Source organism: Bartonella sp. W8167 (assembly GCF_016100335.1).
Lineage (GTDB): Bacteria > Pseudomonadota > Alphaproteobacteria > Rhizobiales > Rhizobiaceae > Bartonella > Bartonella apis.
This window is the reverse complement of sequence record NZ_JACFSQ010000002.1, coordinates 99,097-117,950: the sequence shown is the minus strand read 5'-3', so window position 1 is coordinate 117,950 and position 18,854 is coordinate 99,097. Positions and strand designations below refer to the sequence as shown.

17 protein-coding genes and 1 other RNA gene are annotated in these 18,854 nt (G+C 46.4%); 14 read left to right on the top strand and 4 right to left on the bottom strand.

The features are described from left to right. Positions 1–31: 31 nt before the first annotated feature. Positions 32–129, bottom strand: an RNA gene (ffs, locus tag H3V12_RS07250) — signal recognition particle sRNA small type. Between the two features lie 53 nt (positions 130–182). Between ffs and H3V12_RS07245 the strand changes: the two genes are divergently transcribed. Continuing rightward, the gene (locus tag H3V12_RS07245; protein ID WP_198214107.1) at positions 183–608 is read left to right on the top strand and encodes an HIT family protein; all 426 of its coding nucleotides are present in this window, start codon (positions 183–185) and stop codon (positions 606–608) included. Positions 609–626: 18 nt separating this feature from the next. Next, positions 627–1,541, top strand: a complete 915-nt coding sequence (gene nudC, locus H3V12_RS07240; RefSeq protein WP_198214105.1) for an NAD(+) diphosphatase — start codon at positions 627–629, stop codon at positions 1,539–1,541. Positions 1,542–2,047: 506 nt separating this feature from the next. On the opposite strand, the gene H3V12_RS07235 is transcribed toward nudC, so the two are convergent. Together H3V12_RS07235 and H3V12_RS07230 are read right to left on the bottom strand one after the other, a co-directional pair. Then, the gene (locus tag H3V12_RS07235) at positions 2,048–2,908 is read right to left on the bottom strand and encodes a prephenate dehydratase (RefSeq protein WP_198214104.1); all 861 of its coding nucleotides are present in this window, start codon (positions 2,906–2,908) and stop codon (positions 2,048–2,050) included. Further along, positions 2,905–3,645, bottom strand: a complete 741-nt coding sequence (locus tag H3V12_RS07230; RefSeq protein ID WP_198214349.1) for a 3-deoxy-manno-octulosonate cytidylyltransferase — start codon at positions 3,643–3,645, stop codon at positions 2,905–2,907. Before H3V12_RS07230 ends, H3V12_RS07235 begins: the two co-directional genes overlap by 4 nt. A gap of 118 nt (positions 3,646–3,763) precedes the next feature. Here H3V12_RS07230 and H3V12_RS07225 point away from each other — a divergent pair, with 118 nt between their 5' ends. From H3V12_RS07225 to H3V12_RS07200, 6 genes are all read left to right on the top strand, one after another. Then, positions 3,764–4,309 (top strand): cytochrome c family protein, encoded by a 546-nt coding sequence (locus H3V12_RS07225; RefSeq protein ID WP_198214102.1) that lies wholly within the window; start codon positions 3,764–3,766, stop codon positions 4,307–4,309. 59 nt (positions 4,310–4,368) lie between these two features. Further along, entirely contained in the window at positions 4,369–6,192 is a 1,824-nt protein-coding gene (locus H3V12_RS07220; RefSeq protein ID WP_198214100.1) for an extracellular solute-binding protein, read from the top strand. A gap of 168 nt (positions 6,193–6,360) precedes the next feature. Beyond that, entirely contained in the window at positions 6,361–7,467 is a 1,107-nt protein-coding gene (locus H3V12_RS07215) for a microcin C ABC transporter permease YejB (protein ID WP_075915216.1), read from the top strand. After that, on the top strand, positions 7,467–8,627 hold the full coding sequence (locus tag H3V12_RS07210) for an ABC transporter permease (RefSeq protein WP_075915215.1): 1,161 nt from the start codon (positions 7,467–7,469) through the stop codon (positions 8,625–8,627). The genes H3V12_RS07215 and H3V12_RS07210 overlap by 1 nt, the downstream gene beginning before the upstream one ends. Then, on the top strand, positions 8,624–10,249 hold the full coding sequence (locus H3V12_RS07205; protein ID WP_198214098.1) for an ABC transporter ATP-binding protein: 1,626 nt from the start codon (positions 8,624–8,626) through the stop codon (positions 10,247–10,249). The genes H3V12_RS07210 and H3V12_RS07205 overlap by 4 nt, the downstream gene beginning before the upstream one ends. 475 nt (positions 10,250–10,724) lie before the next feature. Next, the gene (locus tag H3V12_RS07200) at positions 10,725–10,958 is read left to right on the top strand and encodes a hypothetical protein (protein ID WP_198214096.1); all 234 of its coding nucleotides are present in this window, start codon (positions 10,725–10,727) and stop codon (positions 10,956–10,958) included. A 127-nt stretch (positions 10,959–11,085) separates the two neighbouring features. Here the strand turns inward: H3V12_RS07200 and H3V12_RS07195 are convergent, their stop codons facing one another. Beyond that, entirely contained in the window at positions 11,086–11,853 is a 768-nt protein-coding gene (locus tag H3V12_RS07195; protein WP_198214094.1) for a molybdopterin-synthase adenylyltransferase MoeB, read from the bottom strand. A gap of 85 nt (positions 11,854–11,938) precedes the next feature. Between H3V12_RS07195 and gshB the strand changes: the two genes are divergently transcribed. The 6 genes from gshB (at position 11,939) to phoU (ending at position 18,465) form a co-directional block, all read left to right on the top strand. After that, entirely contained in the window at positions 11,939–12,877 is a 939-nt protein-coding gene (gshB, locus tag H3V12_RS07190) for a glutathione synthase (RefSeq protein ID WP_198214092.1), read from the top strand. Positions 12,878–13,018: 141 nt separating this feature from the next. Then, a complete protein-coding gene (locus tag H3V12_RS07185) occupies positions 13,019–14,068 on the top strand; it encodes a substrate-binding domain-containing protein (RefSeq protein WP_198214090.1) in 1,050 nt (349 codons plus the stop codon). Between the two features lie 56 nt (positions 14,069–14,124). Beyond that, positions 14,125–15,609 carry a phosphate ABC transporter permease subunit PstC gene (pstC, locus tag H3V12_RS07180; RefSeq protein WP_198214088.1) on the top strand — a complete coding sequence of 495 codons (1,485 nt, stop codon included), beginning with the start codon at positions 14,125–14,127 and terminating at the stop codon, positions 15,607–15,609. After that, entirely contained in the window at positions 15,606–16,898 is a 1,293-nt protein-coding gene (pstA, locus tag H3V12_RS07175; RefSeq protein WP_075869765.1) for a phosphate ABC transporter permease PstA, read from the top strand. The genes pstC and pstA overlap by 4 nt, the downstream gene beginning before the upstream one ends. Positions 16,899–16,966: 68 nt before the next feature. Further along, positions 16,967–17,725, top strand: coding sequence for a phosphate ABC transporter ATP-binding protein PstB (gene pstB, locus H3V12_RS07170; RefSeq protein ID WP_075869766.1), 759 nt, complete (start codon positions 16,967–16,969; stop codon positions 17,723–17,725). A gap of 17 nt (positions 17,726–17,742) precedes the next feature. Next, positions 17,743–18,465: a phosphate signaling complex protein PhoU gene (gene phoU / locus H3V12_RS07165; RefSeq protein WP_198214086.1), complete on the top strand. Its 723-nt coding sequence runs from the start codon at positions 17,743–17,745 to the stop codon at positions 18,463–18,465. Positions 18,466–18,854: the final 389 nt, after the last annotated feature.

Here is an 18,854-nt window from a genome sequence, read left to right as displayed (position 1 = left end):
TGACCTGAATAAGATTTGACTGGTATAATGAGTGGGAGGCTGGCACTGTGACCCGTGCCGAAGCTCGTTAGGGCTGCTTCCTTCCGGACCTGACCCGGTTGGCGAGTGGCTCGTCCACCACCAACCTCCCGGCGTTCATATCGCTAATTTGGAACAAAAAAGCAAGTCGTGAAACGAAAAACATGGAGATAAATACGTTGCAACAGCCATTCAAACTTGATCCACGTTTGGAAAAAGACAGTCTTTTCATTGTCGAGCTTGCCTTATCCGATGTCCGACTCATGAATGATTCACGTTGGCCGTGGCTCATTGTTGTGCCTCGCATTGCCGGAGCGGAAGAAATACATCATCTTTCCGTTGATGATGAACAGGTCCTTGTTGCCGAAATGAACGAGGTTGCCGTAGCTCTTGAAGCCATCACCGGATGCGATAAAGTCAACACAGCCGCTATCGGAAATATCGTGCGACAACTCCATGTGCACATTATTGCGCGTAACGAAGGCGATATAAATTGGCCAAAAACGGTCTGGGGATACGGAAAACCTGTACCTTATAGTGATGAAGCGGCTCATAAGCTTATTCGTAAGCTGCAACTGAGGCTCGATTGAATTAAAGCTGGATTGAATATGACATCTTCTGCAATTGCATTTATCGGAAACCCCATCAACCGGCAGCTTGAAAAGCGCACCGATACTATCGTTGCCGAGCAGAGAAACCATCATGCGCGTTTTATTGTGCTCAACGGTTTTTCAATCGTCTATCGCAATGTTAACGGGATTGCCGAACTCTATCTTGATGAAAAATCATTGGAACTCTTCAAGCCGCAATGGGAAGAAGCCTGCCTGCTTGGCTGGGAAGACGAAAATCCGGTTATTGCTTTGCCGGTTGAAGAATTTGCCGGTCAACCTCCTTCACCATTCAATCAGGTTGGGCTAAGAGAAGCTTATAGCCGCGCACTTTTCAGCCAGACCCAATCGGGCGTTCTGGCGCAAGCCTATTCATTGCTCATGTGGCACAAAAATAACCGCTTTTGTTCGCGCTGCGGCAAACCCAGCCGGATTGCGGCAGGCGGTGCAAAGCGCATCTGCACGGTTTGCGGGACCGAGCATTTTCCACGAACAGATCCGGTTGCTATCATGCTTGTCCATTTCGAAGATAAGTGTCTTCTTGCCCGCACACCGAGCTTTGAAAAGGGGCGTTATTCCTGCCTAGCCGGTTTTGTCGAACAGGGCGAGACATTGGAAATGGCAGTGCGTCGGGAAACCCGCGAGGAAATGGGAATACCGGTTGGCAAGGTGGTTTATATTGCGTCCCAACCTTGGCCTTTTCCGCATTCTTTGATGCTCGGTTGTCATGCCGAAGCACTCGACGACAAAATTACGATCGGTCATGACGAGATGGAAGACGGGCGCTGGTTTAGCCGTCAGGAAGTAGCACTGATGATGGCTGGTCGCCATGAACAAGGCTTGCATTTGCCTCCTCGTGCAGCAATAGCCAATTTTTTGATCAGGCAGTGGCTCGAAAAGAAATTTGTCGATTAGGATATCGTTTTAGTGCCGATGCGTTTTCACAATTTGTGAAAACGTACCAGACTGTAAACTAATGAATGGCCTTAGCAAACTATCTGCCCATGGTTTTTGTGTTTAAAGCCGGTCAGCTTCTTTCGTTCAAGAATGGAGTGGCACGGAATGTTTTCCTGATATTCAACGGATAATATCATTCGAGATAAAGCTTTTTTTATCCATCATTGATTGTCTGTTGCAACAGATGTGGATTTCGGTTCCAGACAAGAATGCGGGTGATACCTGAAATGCGGAAAACTTGCTTGTTAATCGCGTGCACAGGGTGACCATTTGATATCTGTGATGACCGATAACCATAATGATTACGGCTGAAATTTCTATCCCGATTGGTTTTAACGATTATCGGTTTTTAAAATAACATAATTACTCTTACGAAAACTCATGCGCGAAGCGCACATATAGCATTCGACAGCTTTCCGTAAATTCCGGTTATTGTGATCGGGGTTTAGATGAGCCGTTAAACCTTAACCATATATTTTCGTTTCGCGGGCGGGACTTGCCGGATAGACACCGACTATTCTGACCTTGGTCGAGAAAAAGCCCAGTTCTTCCAAAGCAAGGCGCACCATCGGCTGATCGGGATGGCCTTCAATATCGGCAAAAAATTGTGTTGCATTGAATGTGCCGCCAACCTGATAGCTTTCAAGCTTGGTCATGTTGACGCCATTGGTCGCAAAACCTCCCATGGCTTTATAAAGTGCGGCCGGAACGTTGCGCACACGGAAAAGAAAACTGGTCATGACCTTTTCGCCGTTTTCGGGTTTTGGTGCACGTATCTCTTCCCGCGAGAGGATAACAAAACGCGTTACATTATTTTCCGAGTCTTCGACATTTTCTTCGATAATATCCAAACCGTAGAGTTTGGCGGCAAGTTTTGGAGCAAGGGCTGCCTGTGTGCGGTCGCCTGCCTGTTTGATGAATTTTGCAGCACCTGCTGTATCGGATGAAACGACAGCCTGCCAATGGTTGTCGCGGATAATTTTGCGGCATTGTCCCAGTGCATGGATGTGGCTATGAACCGATTTTATCTCTTCACGTTTAACACCCGGCAGCACCATCAATTCAAAATGGATCGGTAAAAAATATTCACCGATAATGAAGAGTTTTGTTTGCGGCAACAAATGGTGGATATCGGCAACACGTCCGGCAAGCGTGTTTTCAATCGGAATCATGCCAAGGTCGCCTTCTCCGCTCTCGACCGCATGCAAAGCATCTTCAAATGTCGTGCAGGGCAACGGCTCCATATCCGGAAATACGTTCCGGCAAGCCGTGTCAGAATTGGCGCCGTAATCACCTTGGAACGCTATTTTATTGGTTTTTGTCATTTTCCCGCTCTGATCATTTCGCGTGCATGTTCGAGATCTTCGATTGTGTCAACCCCCAAAGGCACAGTTTCGATAATTTCGGCATCAATACGCATACCTGCTTCAAGCGCACGCAATTGTTCAAGGCTTTCCCGCTTTTCAAGATAGGAAGGCTGTAGCGAGACAAAACGTTGAAGTGCTCTACGTTTATAGGCATAAAGGCCGATATGGTGGTAAAGTGGCCCCTTGCCATAAGGAGCTGTCGCGCGGGTGAAATAAAGTGCGCGCAATCTGGTTTTTCCAATCGGCGAACCGACAATTTTTACGACATTCGGATTGACTTTTTCATCTTCAACCGAAATTTCAGCGCCCAAAGTGGCAATATCCGTTTCAGGGTTTTCAAGTGGTTCCAGTGCTGCAGCAATTTCATGCGGCGCAATTGTTGGCAAATCACCTTGCACATTGACGATGACATCAAAACGGTTATCCGGATCAAGAAGCGTTAATGCCTCATAGATACGGTCCGAACCCGATTGGTGGTCGGGACGTGTCATGACAGCTTCCATTCCATGCGCCTTGACAGCATTGGCAACGTCTTCATGGTCGGTTGCAACAACCACCCTGCCGAGATTTGCCTTATTGGCGCGTTCGGCAACATGAACAATCATCGGCTTTCCGGCAATATCGGCCAGAGGCTTTCCGGGAAGTCGTGTTGAAGACATGCGGGCAGGAATAAGTATAAGAGTAGAAAAAGCCATCATCATTGTCCTGAAGATTATTATCCCAGTTTATTCTATCCGATTTATAGATGTTGCGTTGATGACGCAAAAGACTTAAATTTTCAACATCTATAAAATTTAAGCGACCGAATTTTTTATGAAGGTATCCACTGTCAACGACCTTATCGCCGCCTGTCTTCTCTGGGCTGTTTTTATTTTTGCAATCGTTTATGGCAGTGACATTGTTTATGACCACCAGAAACCGGCAAAAATTGTTTATTCAATCAACGGTGAAGACGCACCGATTACCGAAAAGGTAGAGCCGAAACAACAAATATCACTGGCGGCAAGGCTTCAACAGGCCGATATAGGAAATGGCCGCAAAGTATTCGGCCAATGTGGTTTATGTCATACACCGGCAAAAAATGGTCCGGCGCGCGTCGGCCCCCCTTTGTATGGAATAGTGGGAAGACCGTTTGCTTCGGTTTCCGAATATACCTATTCGCGCGCTATGCGGGCAGAAAACGGCAAGACATGGGACTTTGCAACACTTGATGCCTATCTTGCTTCCCCGCGCAAATATATTCCCGGAACGGCCATGGCTTTCAACGGCGTGAAAGATGAAAAGGATAGAGCCGATCTTATTCTTTATTTGCGTAGTCTTTCCGATGAGCCGGTTGAATTGCCACATTTAACCCCTTAAGAATAATAATCAATAAAATCTGTTTTCTATTGGCTATATTGAAATCGATTGGGGATTTGATGAAACTCGGATTGGCTTTTTGTCTCTTTTTTGCCCTTAATAGTATAGCTAACGCCGATCCCGAGTGGCGCACGAGCCTGTCTCTCGGAGTTGAACCCAAATATGGCGACAACTTCACCCATTATGATTATGTCAATGTGAAGGCGCCCAAAGGTGGCACTTTTAATGATAGTCGCACCGGCACATTTAACAGCTTCAACCCCTATATTGTTACAGGTACACCTGCAGCGGGTTTTTCTTCCCGCGGTGGTGGGGAACAATATGATACACTGATGGCACCTTCGACCGAAGAAACGTCGGTCAACTATCCCCTTATTGCCGAGGCCGCACAATACCCGGATGATTTTTCGTGGGTAAAATTCCGCTTGAACAAAAAAGCCCGATGGCATGACGGTCGCCCCATTACTGCCGAGGATGTGGTGTGGAGCTTCAATGTTTTGAAAAGCAATTCGCCATTTTTCAACAATTATTATCATTCGGTCAAAAAAGCCGAAAAAACCGGTGAAAATGAAGTCACTTTTCTATTTGAAGAAAAAGGCAATCGCGAACTCCCTTATGTGATGGGGCAAATGCCGGTTTTACCTCAACATTGGTGGGAGGGGACCGATGAAACGGGTAAAAAAAGGGATATTACTGCACCAACTCTCGAAATACCTTTGGGGTCAGGGCCTTACGAGGTTGAAAGTTTTGTGGCCGGAAAATCGATCACGTGGAAAAGGGTTAAAAACTATTGGGCAGCCGATCTTCCTGTCAATCGTGGGCGGTTCAATTTTGATAAAGAGCATTATAGCTATTTTCTTGATCCGAACGCTGCATGGGAAGCTTTCAAAAAAGGTAACCTCGTCGACTGGAATTTGGAAAATCGTATCCAGCGCTGGAACCAGAGCTATGATTTTCCAGCGGTCAAAAACGGGCAAGTTATCCGGCGCAGTTTCGCTTTTCACGGCTCGGGACGTATGCAAGGATTCTTTATCAATACCCGCCGTCCACAATTTGCCGACCGGCGCGTGCGTCAGGCACTCAGCCTCGCTTTTGACTTCGAGTCTCTCAATAAATCGATGTTTTTTAATGATTATCATCGGATTTCAAGCTATTTCGACGGGCTTGATCTCGCGGCAAAAGGTTTGCCGCAGGGAAAGGAACTTGAAATTCTTGAAACGGTCAAAGATGAAGTGCCGGCCGAAGTCTTTACCATACCCTTTTCCAACCCCGTTTATGACAAACCCGATTCATCAAGGCGCTATCTCACAGAAGCCATGCGTTTGTTGAATGAAGCCGGTTGGCATCTGGAAGAGAACCGGCTTGTCAATAAAAAGGGTGAAGTTTTCACATTGGAAGTGATGTTGAGTGATATGGCATTCGAGCGTGCAACAGCACCTTTTATAGCCAATCTTCAACGTTTGGGTATCAATGCATCCATGCGCGTCGTTGACACTTCACAATATCAAAATCGCGAAGCAAATTTCGATTTCGATCTTGTCATCAAGGTCATCGGACAAAGCGATTCACCCGGCAATGAACAATTGGAATATTGGGGCTCGAAAGCCGCTGACCGGCCGGGAAGCTATAATGTCGCGGGGATAAAAAATCCGGCTGTCGATAAACTCATCGAACGTGTCATCTATGCAAAAGATCGTGAGGAACTCGTTGCTGCAACCCGTGCTCTCGACCGGGTTTTGTTGTGGAATTATTATGTTATCCCGCAATGGTATGCCGAACATCTTAATATTGCCTATTGGGACAAATTCGGTATCCCCGAACCGCAGCCGGAAGCAAGCGGCGTTGATATTCCCTCATGGTGGGTCAAGAAAGACAAAAACTAGAGCTGCGGTGGACTAGAACGCCCAAGAACCGGAATTGCTGAAAAATCAGCCGTTTGTCATTTGTTTACCATAAATGTTCCAGAATAGGGGTTCAATTGAACGCACCGGTTTGATTCGCATGTTGCGAGCTTAACAAAACTCATACCGGCAAGAGGATGAAAGAGAGATATGGCGGCCTATATAGCGCGGCGTTTGCTGCTGATTATACCGACATTGATCGGCATTTTGACGGTGACATTTGTCATTGTGCAATTTACTCCCGGTGGCCCTATCGAGAATATTATTGCGCAATTGCAAGGGACCGGTGGCGATGCCATGGGGCGGGTTGCCGGCGGTGGCGGTGACCTCGGGCTTTCATCAGAGGTAACGTTACAGGGTAGCGACGCGAGTGCAAAATATCGTGGTGCACGCGGCCTTGATCCGGAATTTATTGCAAAACTCGAAAAGCAGTTCGGTTTTGATAAACCGCCGCTTGAACGTTATTTCACAATGTTGTGGAATTATATCCGGTTCGATTTCGGCGATTCCTATACGCAAGGCCGTTCTGTCGTCGATCTTATCAAAGGTGCCTTGCCGGTTTCGATTTCTTTAGGGCTATGGCAATTGTTGATTTCTTACGCAATTTCCATTCCCCTCGGTATCCGGAAGGCCGTCAAGGATGGCTCCACATTCGACATATGGACAAGTGCCGTTATCATTATCGGTTATGCAATACCGAGTTTCCTGTTCGGCATTCTGTTAATGGTCCTTTTTGCCGGAGGGTCATTCTTCGACTGGTTTCCATTAAGCCATTTGACATCGGAAAATTTTGATGAATTGTCGCTCGGCGGCAAAATTCTGGATTATTTCCACCACCTTGCTTTGCCACTCACAGCCATGGTTATTTCCGCTTTCGCCACCACAACATTGCTGACCAAAAACTGTTTTCTGGAAGAAATCAGAAAGCAATATGTGGTGACGGCACGGGCAAAAGGTTTAAGCGAACACGCGGTTCTTTACGGGCATGTTTTCCGCAACGCCATGCTTGTTGTCATTGCAAGTTTTCCGGCAGCTTTCATCGCTTCATTTTTCACCGGTTCACTGCTTATCGAAATGCTATATTCGTTAAACGGAATGGGGCTTTTAAGCTATACATCCATTGTCAATCGTGATTATCCGGTCGTGTTCGGCTCGCTCTATATTTTCTCGTTGATCGGGCTTGTTGTCAGCCTTATTTCCGACCTCACATATATGCTTGTCGATCCGCGTATCGATTTCGAGAAGAGGGACGTTTGATGAGCAAGCAACCTTCCGGACTGATAATCGACGTGGCAAAGCCGGCAAAACCCCGCCGCAACAAAAGGCCGTTTTTGTCGCCGCTTAATGAACGGCGGTGGAGAAACTTCAAGAAAAACCGTCGCGGCTGGTGGTCGTTGTGGATTTTCCTAATTCTTTGCCTCTTTTCTTTCGGTGCCAATTTTATTGCAAATGACCGACCGATTATTGCATCCTATAAAGGCGAGCTGCTTTTTCCGGTGCTTTTCGATTATCCCGATTCCAAGTTTGGCGGTGTCCTTGCAACGGTCGATTTCCGTGAAGATTATATCAAGAAAGAAATCAACGAACATGGCTGGGCGATATGGCCGCCGGTGCATTATTCCTATGATACAACTGTCGGTAACAAGCCTGTTGCGCTGGCTCCGCCATTCTGGCTTCAAAGTAAAGACGAGCGGTGCAAGAATTACGCTCTCGGTGCAAAGGATCCCGAATGCACAATCGGGAATTGGAACTGGCTTGGTACAGATGACCAGACACGTGATGTCTTTGCGCGTGTGCTTTACGGTTTTCGTGTTTCCATATTGTTTACGGTTATCTTGACGGCGGTTTCTTCGATTATCGGCATTGCTGCCGGTGCAGTGCAGGGGTATTTCGGCGGTTGGGTCGATCTCATTTTCCAGCGTTTTATCGAAATCTGGTCTTCGGTTCCCGCGCTTTATCTCATCATTATTATGGCGGCAGTTCTTGCCCAAGGCTTCTGGGTTCTGTTGGGAATTATGTTGTTGTTCCAGTGGGTAGCGCTGGTGGGCGTGGTGCGTGCAGAATTTTTGCGAGCAAGAAATTTTGAATATGTCAATGCAGCAAGGGCGCTGGGTGTGCCGAATATCACGATCATGATACGCCATCTTCTGCCCAATGCTATGGTTGCAGCGCTTACCTATTTGCCGTTTTTGCTGACAGCCGGTATCTCGACCTTGACCGCCCTTGACTATCTCGGTTTCGGTTTGCCTCCGGGGTCTGCCTCGCTTGGAGAACTCATGCGGCAGGCAGCGACCAATCTCAATGCGCCGTGGATTGGCATTACCGGCTTTGTTGCTATTGCTGTCATGTTGTCGCTTCTGGCTTTTATCGGTGAAGCCGCCCGTGATGCTTTCGATCCGAGGAAGACATTCCAATGACAGCTTTGCTCAGTGTTCGCGACCTTTCAGTGATGTTTCGTCAGGATGGCAAGGAAACACTTGCCGTCGATCACATCTCGTTTGACATCAATTCCGGTGAAACACTCGCGCTTGTCGGCGAATCAGGTTCGGGAAAGTCTGTAACCGCGCTTTCTATTCTGAAGCTTTTATCCTATCCGATGGCGAGCCACCCTTCAGGCGAAATCCTTTTTGACAATAAGGATTTGATGAAGCTTGATGAAAAATCTTTACAGAAAGTTCGTGGTAAAGACATTGCAATGATTTTTCAGGAACCGATGACTTCGCTCAATCCCCTTCACACAGTCGAGCGGCAGGTAAGCGAGGTGATGAAAGTTCACGAGGGCATGTCGGATAAAGACGCTCGCCAACGCACGATCGAACTTCTCACTCAAGTAGGAATACGCGAGCCTGAAAAACGCTTGTCGTCATTTCCCCATCAATTATCGGGCGGTCAGCGGCAACGCGTTATGATTGCAATGGCGCTTGCCAATAATCCGCAACTTCTTATTGCCGACGAGCCGACAACCGCACTTGATGTAACAGTGCAGGCGCAAATTCTCGAACTCCTTGAAAAGCTCAAGCAAGAGCGTTCGATGTCTATGCTCTTTATTACCCACAATCTCGGTATTGTGAGGAAATTTGCCGACCGTGTTTGTGTGATGACTGGTGGCAAAATTGTCGAGACAGGAAAAACCGCCGATATTTTTAACCACCCGCAGCATGACTATACCAAAAAGTTGTTGGCCGCAGAGCCGAAAGGAAACCCGCCGAAAGCCGATAAAAATGCTCCTGTTGTTATGGAGGGGGAAAAGGTCAGGGTCTGGTTTCCAGTTAGAAAGGGTTTTTTCCGCCGCACGGTCGATTACATCAAGGCGGTCAATGATATTGACGTGACGATACGTGAAGGACAGACATTGGGCGTTGTCGGTGAATCCGGTTCGGGAAAAACCACACTGGGTCTCGCGCTCACCCGTATGATTTCCTCACAAGGCCATATCCGTTTTGACGGAAAAGATATTGAACATTTTTCCTTCAAACAGATGCGACCTTTGCGTCGTCATATCCAGATTGTTTTTCAGGATCCGTTCGGCTCGTTGTCGCCAAGAATGTCGGTCGGTGAAATTATCGCCGAAGGATTGCTTATTCACGAGAAAAATCTGAATTACGAAGAACGCGATGAACGAGTTGTCCGCGCTTTAGAAGAAGTCGATCTTGATCCCGAAACGCGCAATCGCTATCCGCACGAGTTTTCTGGTGGTCAACGCCAGCGTATTGCAATAGCCCGCGCCATGGTTCTCAATCCACGTTTTGTGATGCTGGATGAACCGACCTCGGCTCTTGATATGAGCGTTCAGGCACAGGTGGTCGATTTGTTGCGCGCTCTTCAACAAAAACACAATCTTGCCTATCTCTTCATCAGCCATGATCTGAAAGTCGTCAAAGCATTGGCCAATGATCTTATTGTCATGAGAAATGGTCAAATGGTTGAACATGGACCGGCGGAAGAAGTGTTTTCATCACCCAAAACCGAATATACCAGAGCTTTGATGAATGCCGCTTTCGATTTAAGTGTCGATAAGAATGACATTGGTGAAGCTTGATATTTATCAAGCATGAACGCAGGCAAGCAAAGCGAAAATTCTATGTCTGCTTAACAAAACCGATCGGGCGGTTTTTTGATCGACCAAGTTTTTTGGTTAGCCAGTTTTAGATCGTCCAGCTTTTTGATTGGAAAAGTTATCTGATTGGTCGAATCTTTGCTTGCAAGAATTTTGAATTTTTCTTGTGTTTTCTTTGAAGTGAAATAAAAATCGGCGCAATCAAACATCAGCAGAAACGTTCAGGCGATAGTGCATCACTTGGCTGGAATAGCTTCAAGAAATAACAATTATCTTTTTGTTGAACAAAGCGCATAAGAGAGGATTTTTCGGGTTTCAAAGCCGGCAATCGTCGGAAGTGTTGTGTTGAAGTTATGAAAGAGCATTAGAGCTTTCAACGAAATAAAGCTTATAGTCTTGAAAAGTTTTTGATCCGCTCAATGTCTTTTAGCTGTGAGACTTTCAGGAGAAAGACATTATGACAAAAGAACATAAAAATGGGCATAAGTCACCCGAACATAAAAACAGGCCAGAAAATAGACATGAGCGCCGTCACGACACCATGCCGGATGGCACCGCCTATAAAACCAATGAAACGCTTCTCGATGCGGGTAATCTTGAAGATTATAACGGCCCATTATCGGATTCCGACAGTCCATTATTGGAAAAGAACATTGCTTCCGACAATTTGTCGACCGATAAACAGAAATAGTCCTTTCAGAATAAGTGGTCCCGACATTCAAAATGGCCCGACTTTATTAGAAAGACGGGGCTAGAAAGACGGAGCTAACAAATTGCGTGCTTCGAGAGGCGTTGTTTTAAAATAAAAAACAGCGTTTTTATTTTTGTTTTTGCGCTCTTTTTTTATAGCGGATTGTCTCGAAACGGGCTGACAGCCCGTCATAAAGGAGCAGCCTTCCGACAAGCGGTTCACCGCAACCGGTGATGATTTTTATGGCTTCCATAGCTTCTAACGAACCGATAACACCGGGCAGAGCACCGATGACGCCCGCTTCTGCACATGTCGGTACAACACCTTTGGGTGGCGGGGTCGGAAAGAGATCGCGATAGGATGGGTGTTCACCGCCAAGATAGGGCATGAGGACAGTTAAAGAGCCGTCAAAACGACCGATTGCACCGCTGACGAGCGGTTTTTTTAAATTTTCGCAACTATCGGCGAGAAGATAACGGGTGGTGAAATTATCCGAACCATCAATCACAAGATCGAATTTGCCGATAATCCCGGCAGCATTTTCTTCCGTTAGTCTTAAAGGGTAAAGGTCAAGTTTGACATGCGGGTTGATCGCTTTAAGAGTTTCGGCAGCGCTTTCAGTCTTTTTTTCTCCGATTGCCGAAGTTTTGTGAATAACCTGCCGTTGCAGGTTTGAAAGCGAAACCACATCATCGTCAATAATGCCGAGAGTGCCGACACCGGCGGCTGCAAGATAGGTTAAAACCGGCGCTCCAAGCCCGCCCGCACCGACAACCAGCACTTTCGCAGCTTTAAGTCGCTGTTGACCGGCACCACCGATTTCCGGCAAAAGAATGTGGCGTGCATAGCGCTCAATTTCTTCCTTGTTTAATTTCTCGTCTGGTGCTTGCGTCATGCCTTAACCCTTGTCATATTTTATTCCTATCTAGTAATTCATGGTACAATTGACCAGCCCGCTTTGATTATATGAGGCAAATCTTATGAAAATAGCTATCCAGATGGATCATATCTCGACCATCCATATCAAGGGAGATACAACATTTGCTTTGGCATTGGAGGCGCAAAGGCGGGGACACGAGCTGTTCCATTATACACCCGACCGGCTTTCCATGTTGAATGGAGAAGTGACTGCCCGTATCGAAGCGTTACAGGTGCGTGACGAGGAAAAAAATTATTACGAATTGGGTGAGCCAAAGCGCACGCCGCTTCAACAAATGGATGTTGTCCTGCTCAGGCAGGATCCTCCGTTCGATATGAATTATATCACGACCACGCATATTCTTGAACGCATAATGGATAAGACTTTGGTCGTGAATGATCCGAATTGGGTGCGCAATAGTCCTGAAAAACTCTTTGTTACAGAATTCCCCGACTTGATGCCGGAAACGCTCATCACCCGCGATGCAAAAGAGGTCAATGATTTTCGCTCCGAATTCGGCGATATTATTATCAAACCACTTTATGGAAATGGTGGGGCAGGGGTTTTCCTTTTGAAAAAGGACGACAAAAATCTCGGTTCGCTCCTTGAAATGTTCAACGAGCTTTATCCGGAAGCTTTTGTCGTGCAACGTTATCTGAAAGATGTAAGTGCCGGTGACAAGCGCATCATATTGATTGACGGGGTGGCTGTAGGGGCCATCAATCGCGTTGCCGCCTCGACCGATGCCCGTTCCAATATGCATATTGGTGGCCGTGCGGAGAAAACGGAATTAACCCGCCGCGACGTTGAAATTTGCGAACGGATTGGCCCGTCTTTGAAAAAGCGCGGTCTTATTCTTGTGGGGATCGACGTTATCGGTAACTATATGACCGAAATCAACGTTACTTCGCCTACAGGGGTGCGCGAACTGAAACGTTTTGGTGGTGCCGATGCCGCAAAAATCTTCTGGGATCATGTGGAAAACAAATTAAAAGGTTGAAAAAGCCGAGATAAAGATAGTCAACAATAGCTTTAGACTGTATGAGGTTTTTATCAGACATTGTAACAAGCATTATGAGAGAAATAACAATCCATTGTTAGCCTTGTTAGAAAAAGCTGCCGGTTGTCCAGGAGTGCATGGATGAACAGATTGCTTGCAACGGTTGTGGGAGTGGTATTGGCCACTACGTGTTTGTCCAAAACCGCCTTGGCTCGCGACTATATCCAGATATCCGGTTCGTCGACCGTTTTACCCTATGCAAAAATAGTTGCAGAAACATTCGGTGAAATTTTTACCAATTATCGTACACCTGTTATCGAATCGGGCGGTTCAGGTGCAGGTATAAAAGAATTTTGTCGTGGTATCAGTGAAAATACGATAGATATTGCCAATGCTTCGCGACCGATGAAAAATACCGAATTGAAAGCCTGCTTTGATGCCGGCGTCACGGAAGTTGAAGAAATCCGCATCGGCTATGACGGGATTGTATTTGCAAGCGATATTCACGGTCCTAACGTCGATTTGACGCCTGTCGATGTTTATAAAGCATTGGCAGCTCAAATTGTTGTTGACGGGAAGCTTGTTGCAAATAAATATAAAAAATGGAGCGAGATTGACCCGAAATTACCTGATTGGGAGATCAACGCATATATCCCTGGCGAAAAACATGGCACGAGAGAAGTCTTCGAAGAAAAATTGATGACTGAAGGCTGCAAACAAAGTGGTGCAGCCGAAAGCATGAAAACTCTTTCGATGGATGATAAGGCGGTATCAGCAGCCTGCATAAGCATTCGCAAGGATGGCAAGGCTATTGATATAGATGGCGATTATTCGGAAACTCTCGCGCGTGTCATGTCAAATAAAACGGGGATAGGAGTTTTCGGGTTGGCATTTTATGAAAATAATGCCGACAAGCTACGACTTGCTACCGTTAATGGTGTTACCCCCAATGTTGACACGATTTCAAGCGGAAAGTATCTGGTTTCCCGTCCGCTGTTTTTCTATGTCAAAAAAGCCCATTTGGGGGTCATTCCGGGTATGAAAGACTATGTCGAATTTTTCTTGTCTGACCAGATGATCGGACCGGATGGTCCACTTGCCGATTATGGCCTCATTCCTGCTCCTGATAGCGAACGGGAAGCGCAAAGAGCCGCATTCGAGAGTGGAACTGTCATGTCAATTGATAAATGAAGTGAGCAGACGCGGGAAATTCCCGCGTTATTTTTGAAATAAAACCGGAAAATGGAATGTCCATATCACTATTAATCTTGGTTGTTTTTGCTCTTGGCATTATCGGTTTCGTGCTATCGGGAAAACGTGCCGTTACAATCGAGAAACAAGGTAAAAAATTGCATTCCCGACCATATTATTATGGTTGGTGGACATTTTTATTGACGGTTGTTCCCGCTGTTCTTTTTCTTTTTCTCTGGCAATTGGGAAGCACAATCTATCTTGAAGCACACGCTTCTTCCCGACTGACAGACATCATAAAAAGTGGAGAGTCGTTAAACCATAATTTGGCATTAAGTACCGTTGATAGTCTTGGCCATGCTTTTTCAGTCGCTCGAACCGACATTGCCGATCTTGATCGTGATAATTCTTTTTCTTCACTCACTTATGAAAAAATACGCAGCGATATGGCAAAAAAAGGAATTATGCTACCAAGTGGAGGTGCGGATAGTCTCATTCCTGTTGCCGTTGAATGGTATAAAGGGGCAACGAAGTCCCATTTCTATTGTTTGATTATCACATTGGCTATTTCAATTGTTGGCCTGTTTTGTGGAATTCATGGTGTGGGAGAAAAAAAACGCGCCCGCAACAAAGTCGAAAAGATGATCTTTGCCGGTCTCGTTATTGCCTCTATCGTGGCCATTCTTGCAACCATCGGCATTTTCTTTTCGATGCTTTTCCAGACAATCAGTTTTTTTAAAGTTGTGCCGTTATCGAATTTCTTTTTCGGTACTGTTTGGGACCCGCGTTTTAGTGCAAGTGGCTCGGCGGCTACTGTTGGACAATTCGGTTTGCTGCCGCTTTTGGCCGGTACGCTCTATATTGCATTGGTTTCGATGATTTTTGCGGTTCCTGTCGGGCTTTTTGCCGCAATTTATATGTCGGAATATGCTTCCCGTCGTATGCGGGCAATTATCAAACCGTTATTGGAAGTTCTGGCCGGTATTCCGACAATTGTTTACGGGTTTTTCGCTCTGGTTACTGTCGGGCCGTTTTTACGTGATCTTTCAATTGCTATTGCAGGCGGGCAAGGCTTCATCATGTCACAGAGCGTTTTGACAGCCGGCCTTGTTATGGGCATTATGCTGATACCTTTTGTTTCTTCACTTTCCGACGATATTATTTCGGCGGTACCACAGGCTTTGCGTGACGGTTCATACGGGCTTGGAGCCACACAGTCGGAAACCATCAAAAAGGTTGTTCTTCCGGCGGCATTGCCGGGGATTGTGGGTGCAGTATTGCTCACCGCGTCACGGGCTATCGGCGAGACGATGATTGTCGTCCTTGCAGCCGGTGTTGCCGCAAATCTGACCCTTAATCCGTTCGAGGCAATGACAACAATAACAGTAAAAATCGTCAACCAGCTCACTGGTGACCTTGAATTCAATTCGCCGCAAACACTGGTTGCTTTTGCTCTCGGTATGACGCTTTTTGTACTGACACTTTTGATGAATGTTTTTGCGCTTTATGTCGTGCGTAAATATAGGGAACAATATGAATGAGTAACGTTGTTCAAACGCCGAGACGTGACATAGGGTTAAAGCGCCGTTATCGGGCGGAACGACGTTTCCGTGCATATGGGATTTCAGCAATCGGTGTGGGGCTTTTATTCCTCGTTATTCTTTTGTGGTCGATTATCTCTCAGGGCGTGAGTGCGTTTCAGCAGACAACAATGACCTTGCCGGTCTATCTGGACGAACACATTATCGACCCGAAAGGCGAGCGGCTCACAAATCCCAAAGTTCTCATTACTGCAAATTATCCGCTTCTTGTGCGCAACGCTCTTGCTGAAAAACTCGGTATCGATAAAAATGATCATCCTGCAATGCGCGAACTCAATCGTATGATTTCTGGCGGCGTGCGCGTTGAAATACGTGAGCTTCTTTCCGAACATCCCGATTATATCGGTAAAACCCGTACTATTGATGTGTTAGCCGCCGCCGATATTGATTCAGCTTTTAAAGGGCAAATCGACCTATCTGTTCCAGAACAAAATCGTAAAGTCACCAACCGCCAGATTGGGTGGATGGAAAAACTCGCTTCCGATGGCACGTTGCATAAAGCCTTCAATAAAGGGCTTTTTACATTCGGGGCCTCGAGCCGTCCGGAAACATCCGGACTTGGCGTTGCCATTATCGGTTCGGCCTATATGATGGCAATTGTATTGATATTGTCTTTGCCGATTGGGGTTGCAACAGCCATTTATCTCGAGGAGTTTGCCCGCCGCAGCAAATTCAATGATATAATAGAAGTCAACATCAATAATCTTGCGGCTGTTCCCTCTATTGTTTTCGGCTTGTTGGGGCTTTCCATCTTTATCAATTTTCTGCATCTGCCGCGCGCTTCGTCAATCGTCGGAGGTCTCGTATTAACGCTTATGACGCTGCCAACCATCATCATTGCAACGCGGGCTGCTTTGCGGGCTGTTCCGCCTTCAATCCGCGATGCGGCATTGGGATTGGGAGCATCAAAAACGCAAACGATTTTTGGTCATGTTTTGCCACTTGCTTTTCCCGGGATTCTCACCGGTACAATCCTCGGTCTTGCAAGGGCTTTGGGGGAGACAGCGCCACTTTTATTAATCGGCATGGTCGCGTTTGTTGCAAATTATCCTGCAACGCCGATGGAACCGGCAACAGCTTTGCCAGTGCAAATTTATATGTGGGCAAACGAACCGGAACGTGCCTTTAATGAACGTACATTTGGTGCGATCATTATTTTGATGGCGTTTCTTGCTATTATGAATATAGCGGCGGTGTTGTTGCGTCGTAAGTTTGAACGGCGCTGGTAGAATTATGGTTTTATAGAGTGATTTAGCAAACTTGTTCTGGCTTTGAACAAAATAGGATTAGGTTGATAATGAAAATCAAGATGCGTGGTCAGGATGTCAAAGTATTTTATGGCGCCAAAGAAGCGTTGCATGGTGTCAACCTTGATATTCCCGAACATCAGGTTATGGCACTGATTGGTCCGTCCGGTTGCGGTAAGTCAACTTTCCTGCGTTGTCTCAATCGCATGAACGATACAATTGACGGGGCAAAAGTCACCGGTCTTATCACTCTTGACGGGCAGGATATTTATGATCCCGACATCGACGTTGTCGAATTGCGTGCCCGTGTCGGTATGGTTTTTCAAAAGCCCAATCCTTTTCCGAAGTCCATATATGAGAATGTCGCTTACGGGCCGCGTATTCACGGGCTTGCCAAATCACGCAAGGAACTTGATACGATTGTTGAACAAAGTCTTATCAAGGCCGGTTTATTTGACGAGGTGAAAGACCGTTTGAATGATGCCGGTACCGGTCTTTCAGGTGGACAACAGCAACGCTTGTGCATTGCACGCGCCATTGCGGTCAGTCCGGAAGTTATCTTGATGGATGAACCTTGTTCCGCACTCGACCCAATTGCAACGGCGCGCATTGAAGAATTGATTGATGATTTGCGCGAGAATTTTACGATTGTTATCGTCACCCATTCAATGCAGCAGGCTGCACGCGTTTCGCAATTTACAGCGATGTTCCACCTGGGAGATCTGGTTGAAGTGGGCGAAACCGAGATGATGTTCACATCGCCAAAAGAGCAACGTACGCAAGATTATATTACCGGTCGTTTCGGTTAAATTCAGGGAGCACGCTTATGCCAATCAATCATACTGTCCGTTCATTTGATGAGGAATTGGGCTACCTTGAAGCAAAAATTGCCAAAATGGGAACTTTTGCCAGTGAGATGATCGAAGAAGCAGTCAATGCTGTGATCAATAACGATCTTGATCTCGCTAAAAAAGTTATTTCCGATGATATGTTTCTTGATGAAACCGAACGCGAAATTGACGAAAAATCGGTGGCAATTATTGCTAAACGCCAGCCAATGGCGGTGGATTTGCGCGAAATTATCGGTGCTATGCGCATTGCAGCCGATCTGGAACGCGTTGGCGATATGGGCAAAAACATCGCAAAAAGGGCGGCTGCGATTGTCGAAAGCCGGCAACCGGCAAGTTTGTATCATGGCCTGCAATCATTCGCGACATTGACGCTCAATCAGCTCAAGGAAGTGTTGGACGCCTATGCGAGCCGCTCGCTTGAACGGATTGATGCTGTGCGTAACAGGGATGAAGAGATTGACGCCATGTACACATCGTTGTTTCGCGAGCTCCTCACTTACATGATGGAAGATCCGCGCAATATTACGGCTTGCACACATTTGCTATTTTGCGCCAAAAATATCGAGCGTATCGGTGATCACGCAACCAATATTGCCGAGGCATTGCACTATATTATGACCGGTACTTATTTGAGCACTGACCGTCCGCGTGATGACACCACCTATAAGGTTGGCGCTGACGGAAAAACCGCAGAATAATATCTGGCATAACAGGGCCTTTCGTTTGGGAACGTGACCTAGTGACGCCCTTAAAACGCTTGCGACCTATCTAAATAAAATTTCAGTGCTATGACGCTTTATTGTTTGGTGTAGCAGGAACGCGCTTTTTTCAATAACAATAATAGCTAGCCCTTATTTTGCATGTGCATTCTGCCAGTGAGATGTTCATTCTCTTAACTGGCAGGCAGAGCGCTTCGACACTTGTCCGCGCGTTCGACAGTTAAAAATATGCCTGCGTGTTTGCAGAAATAAACACAGCTTTTCATGTCTTTCATTTAAAAATATGTTTTTCTCACCCCGCAATCGAAGTTTTTTCAAACGCCCGGATCAGGCAATAAACGCTCTTCAACAAAACATCGGATAACGTA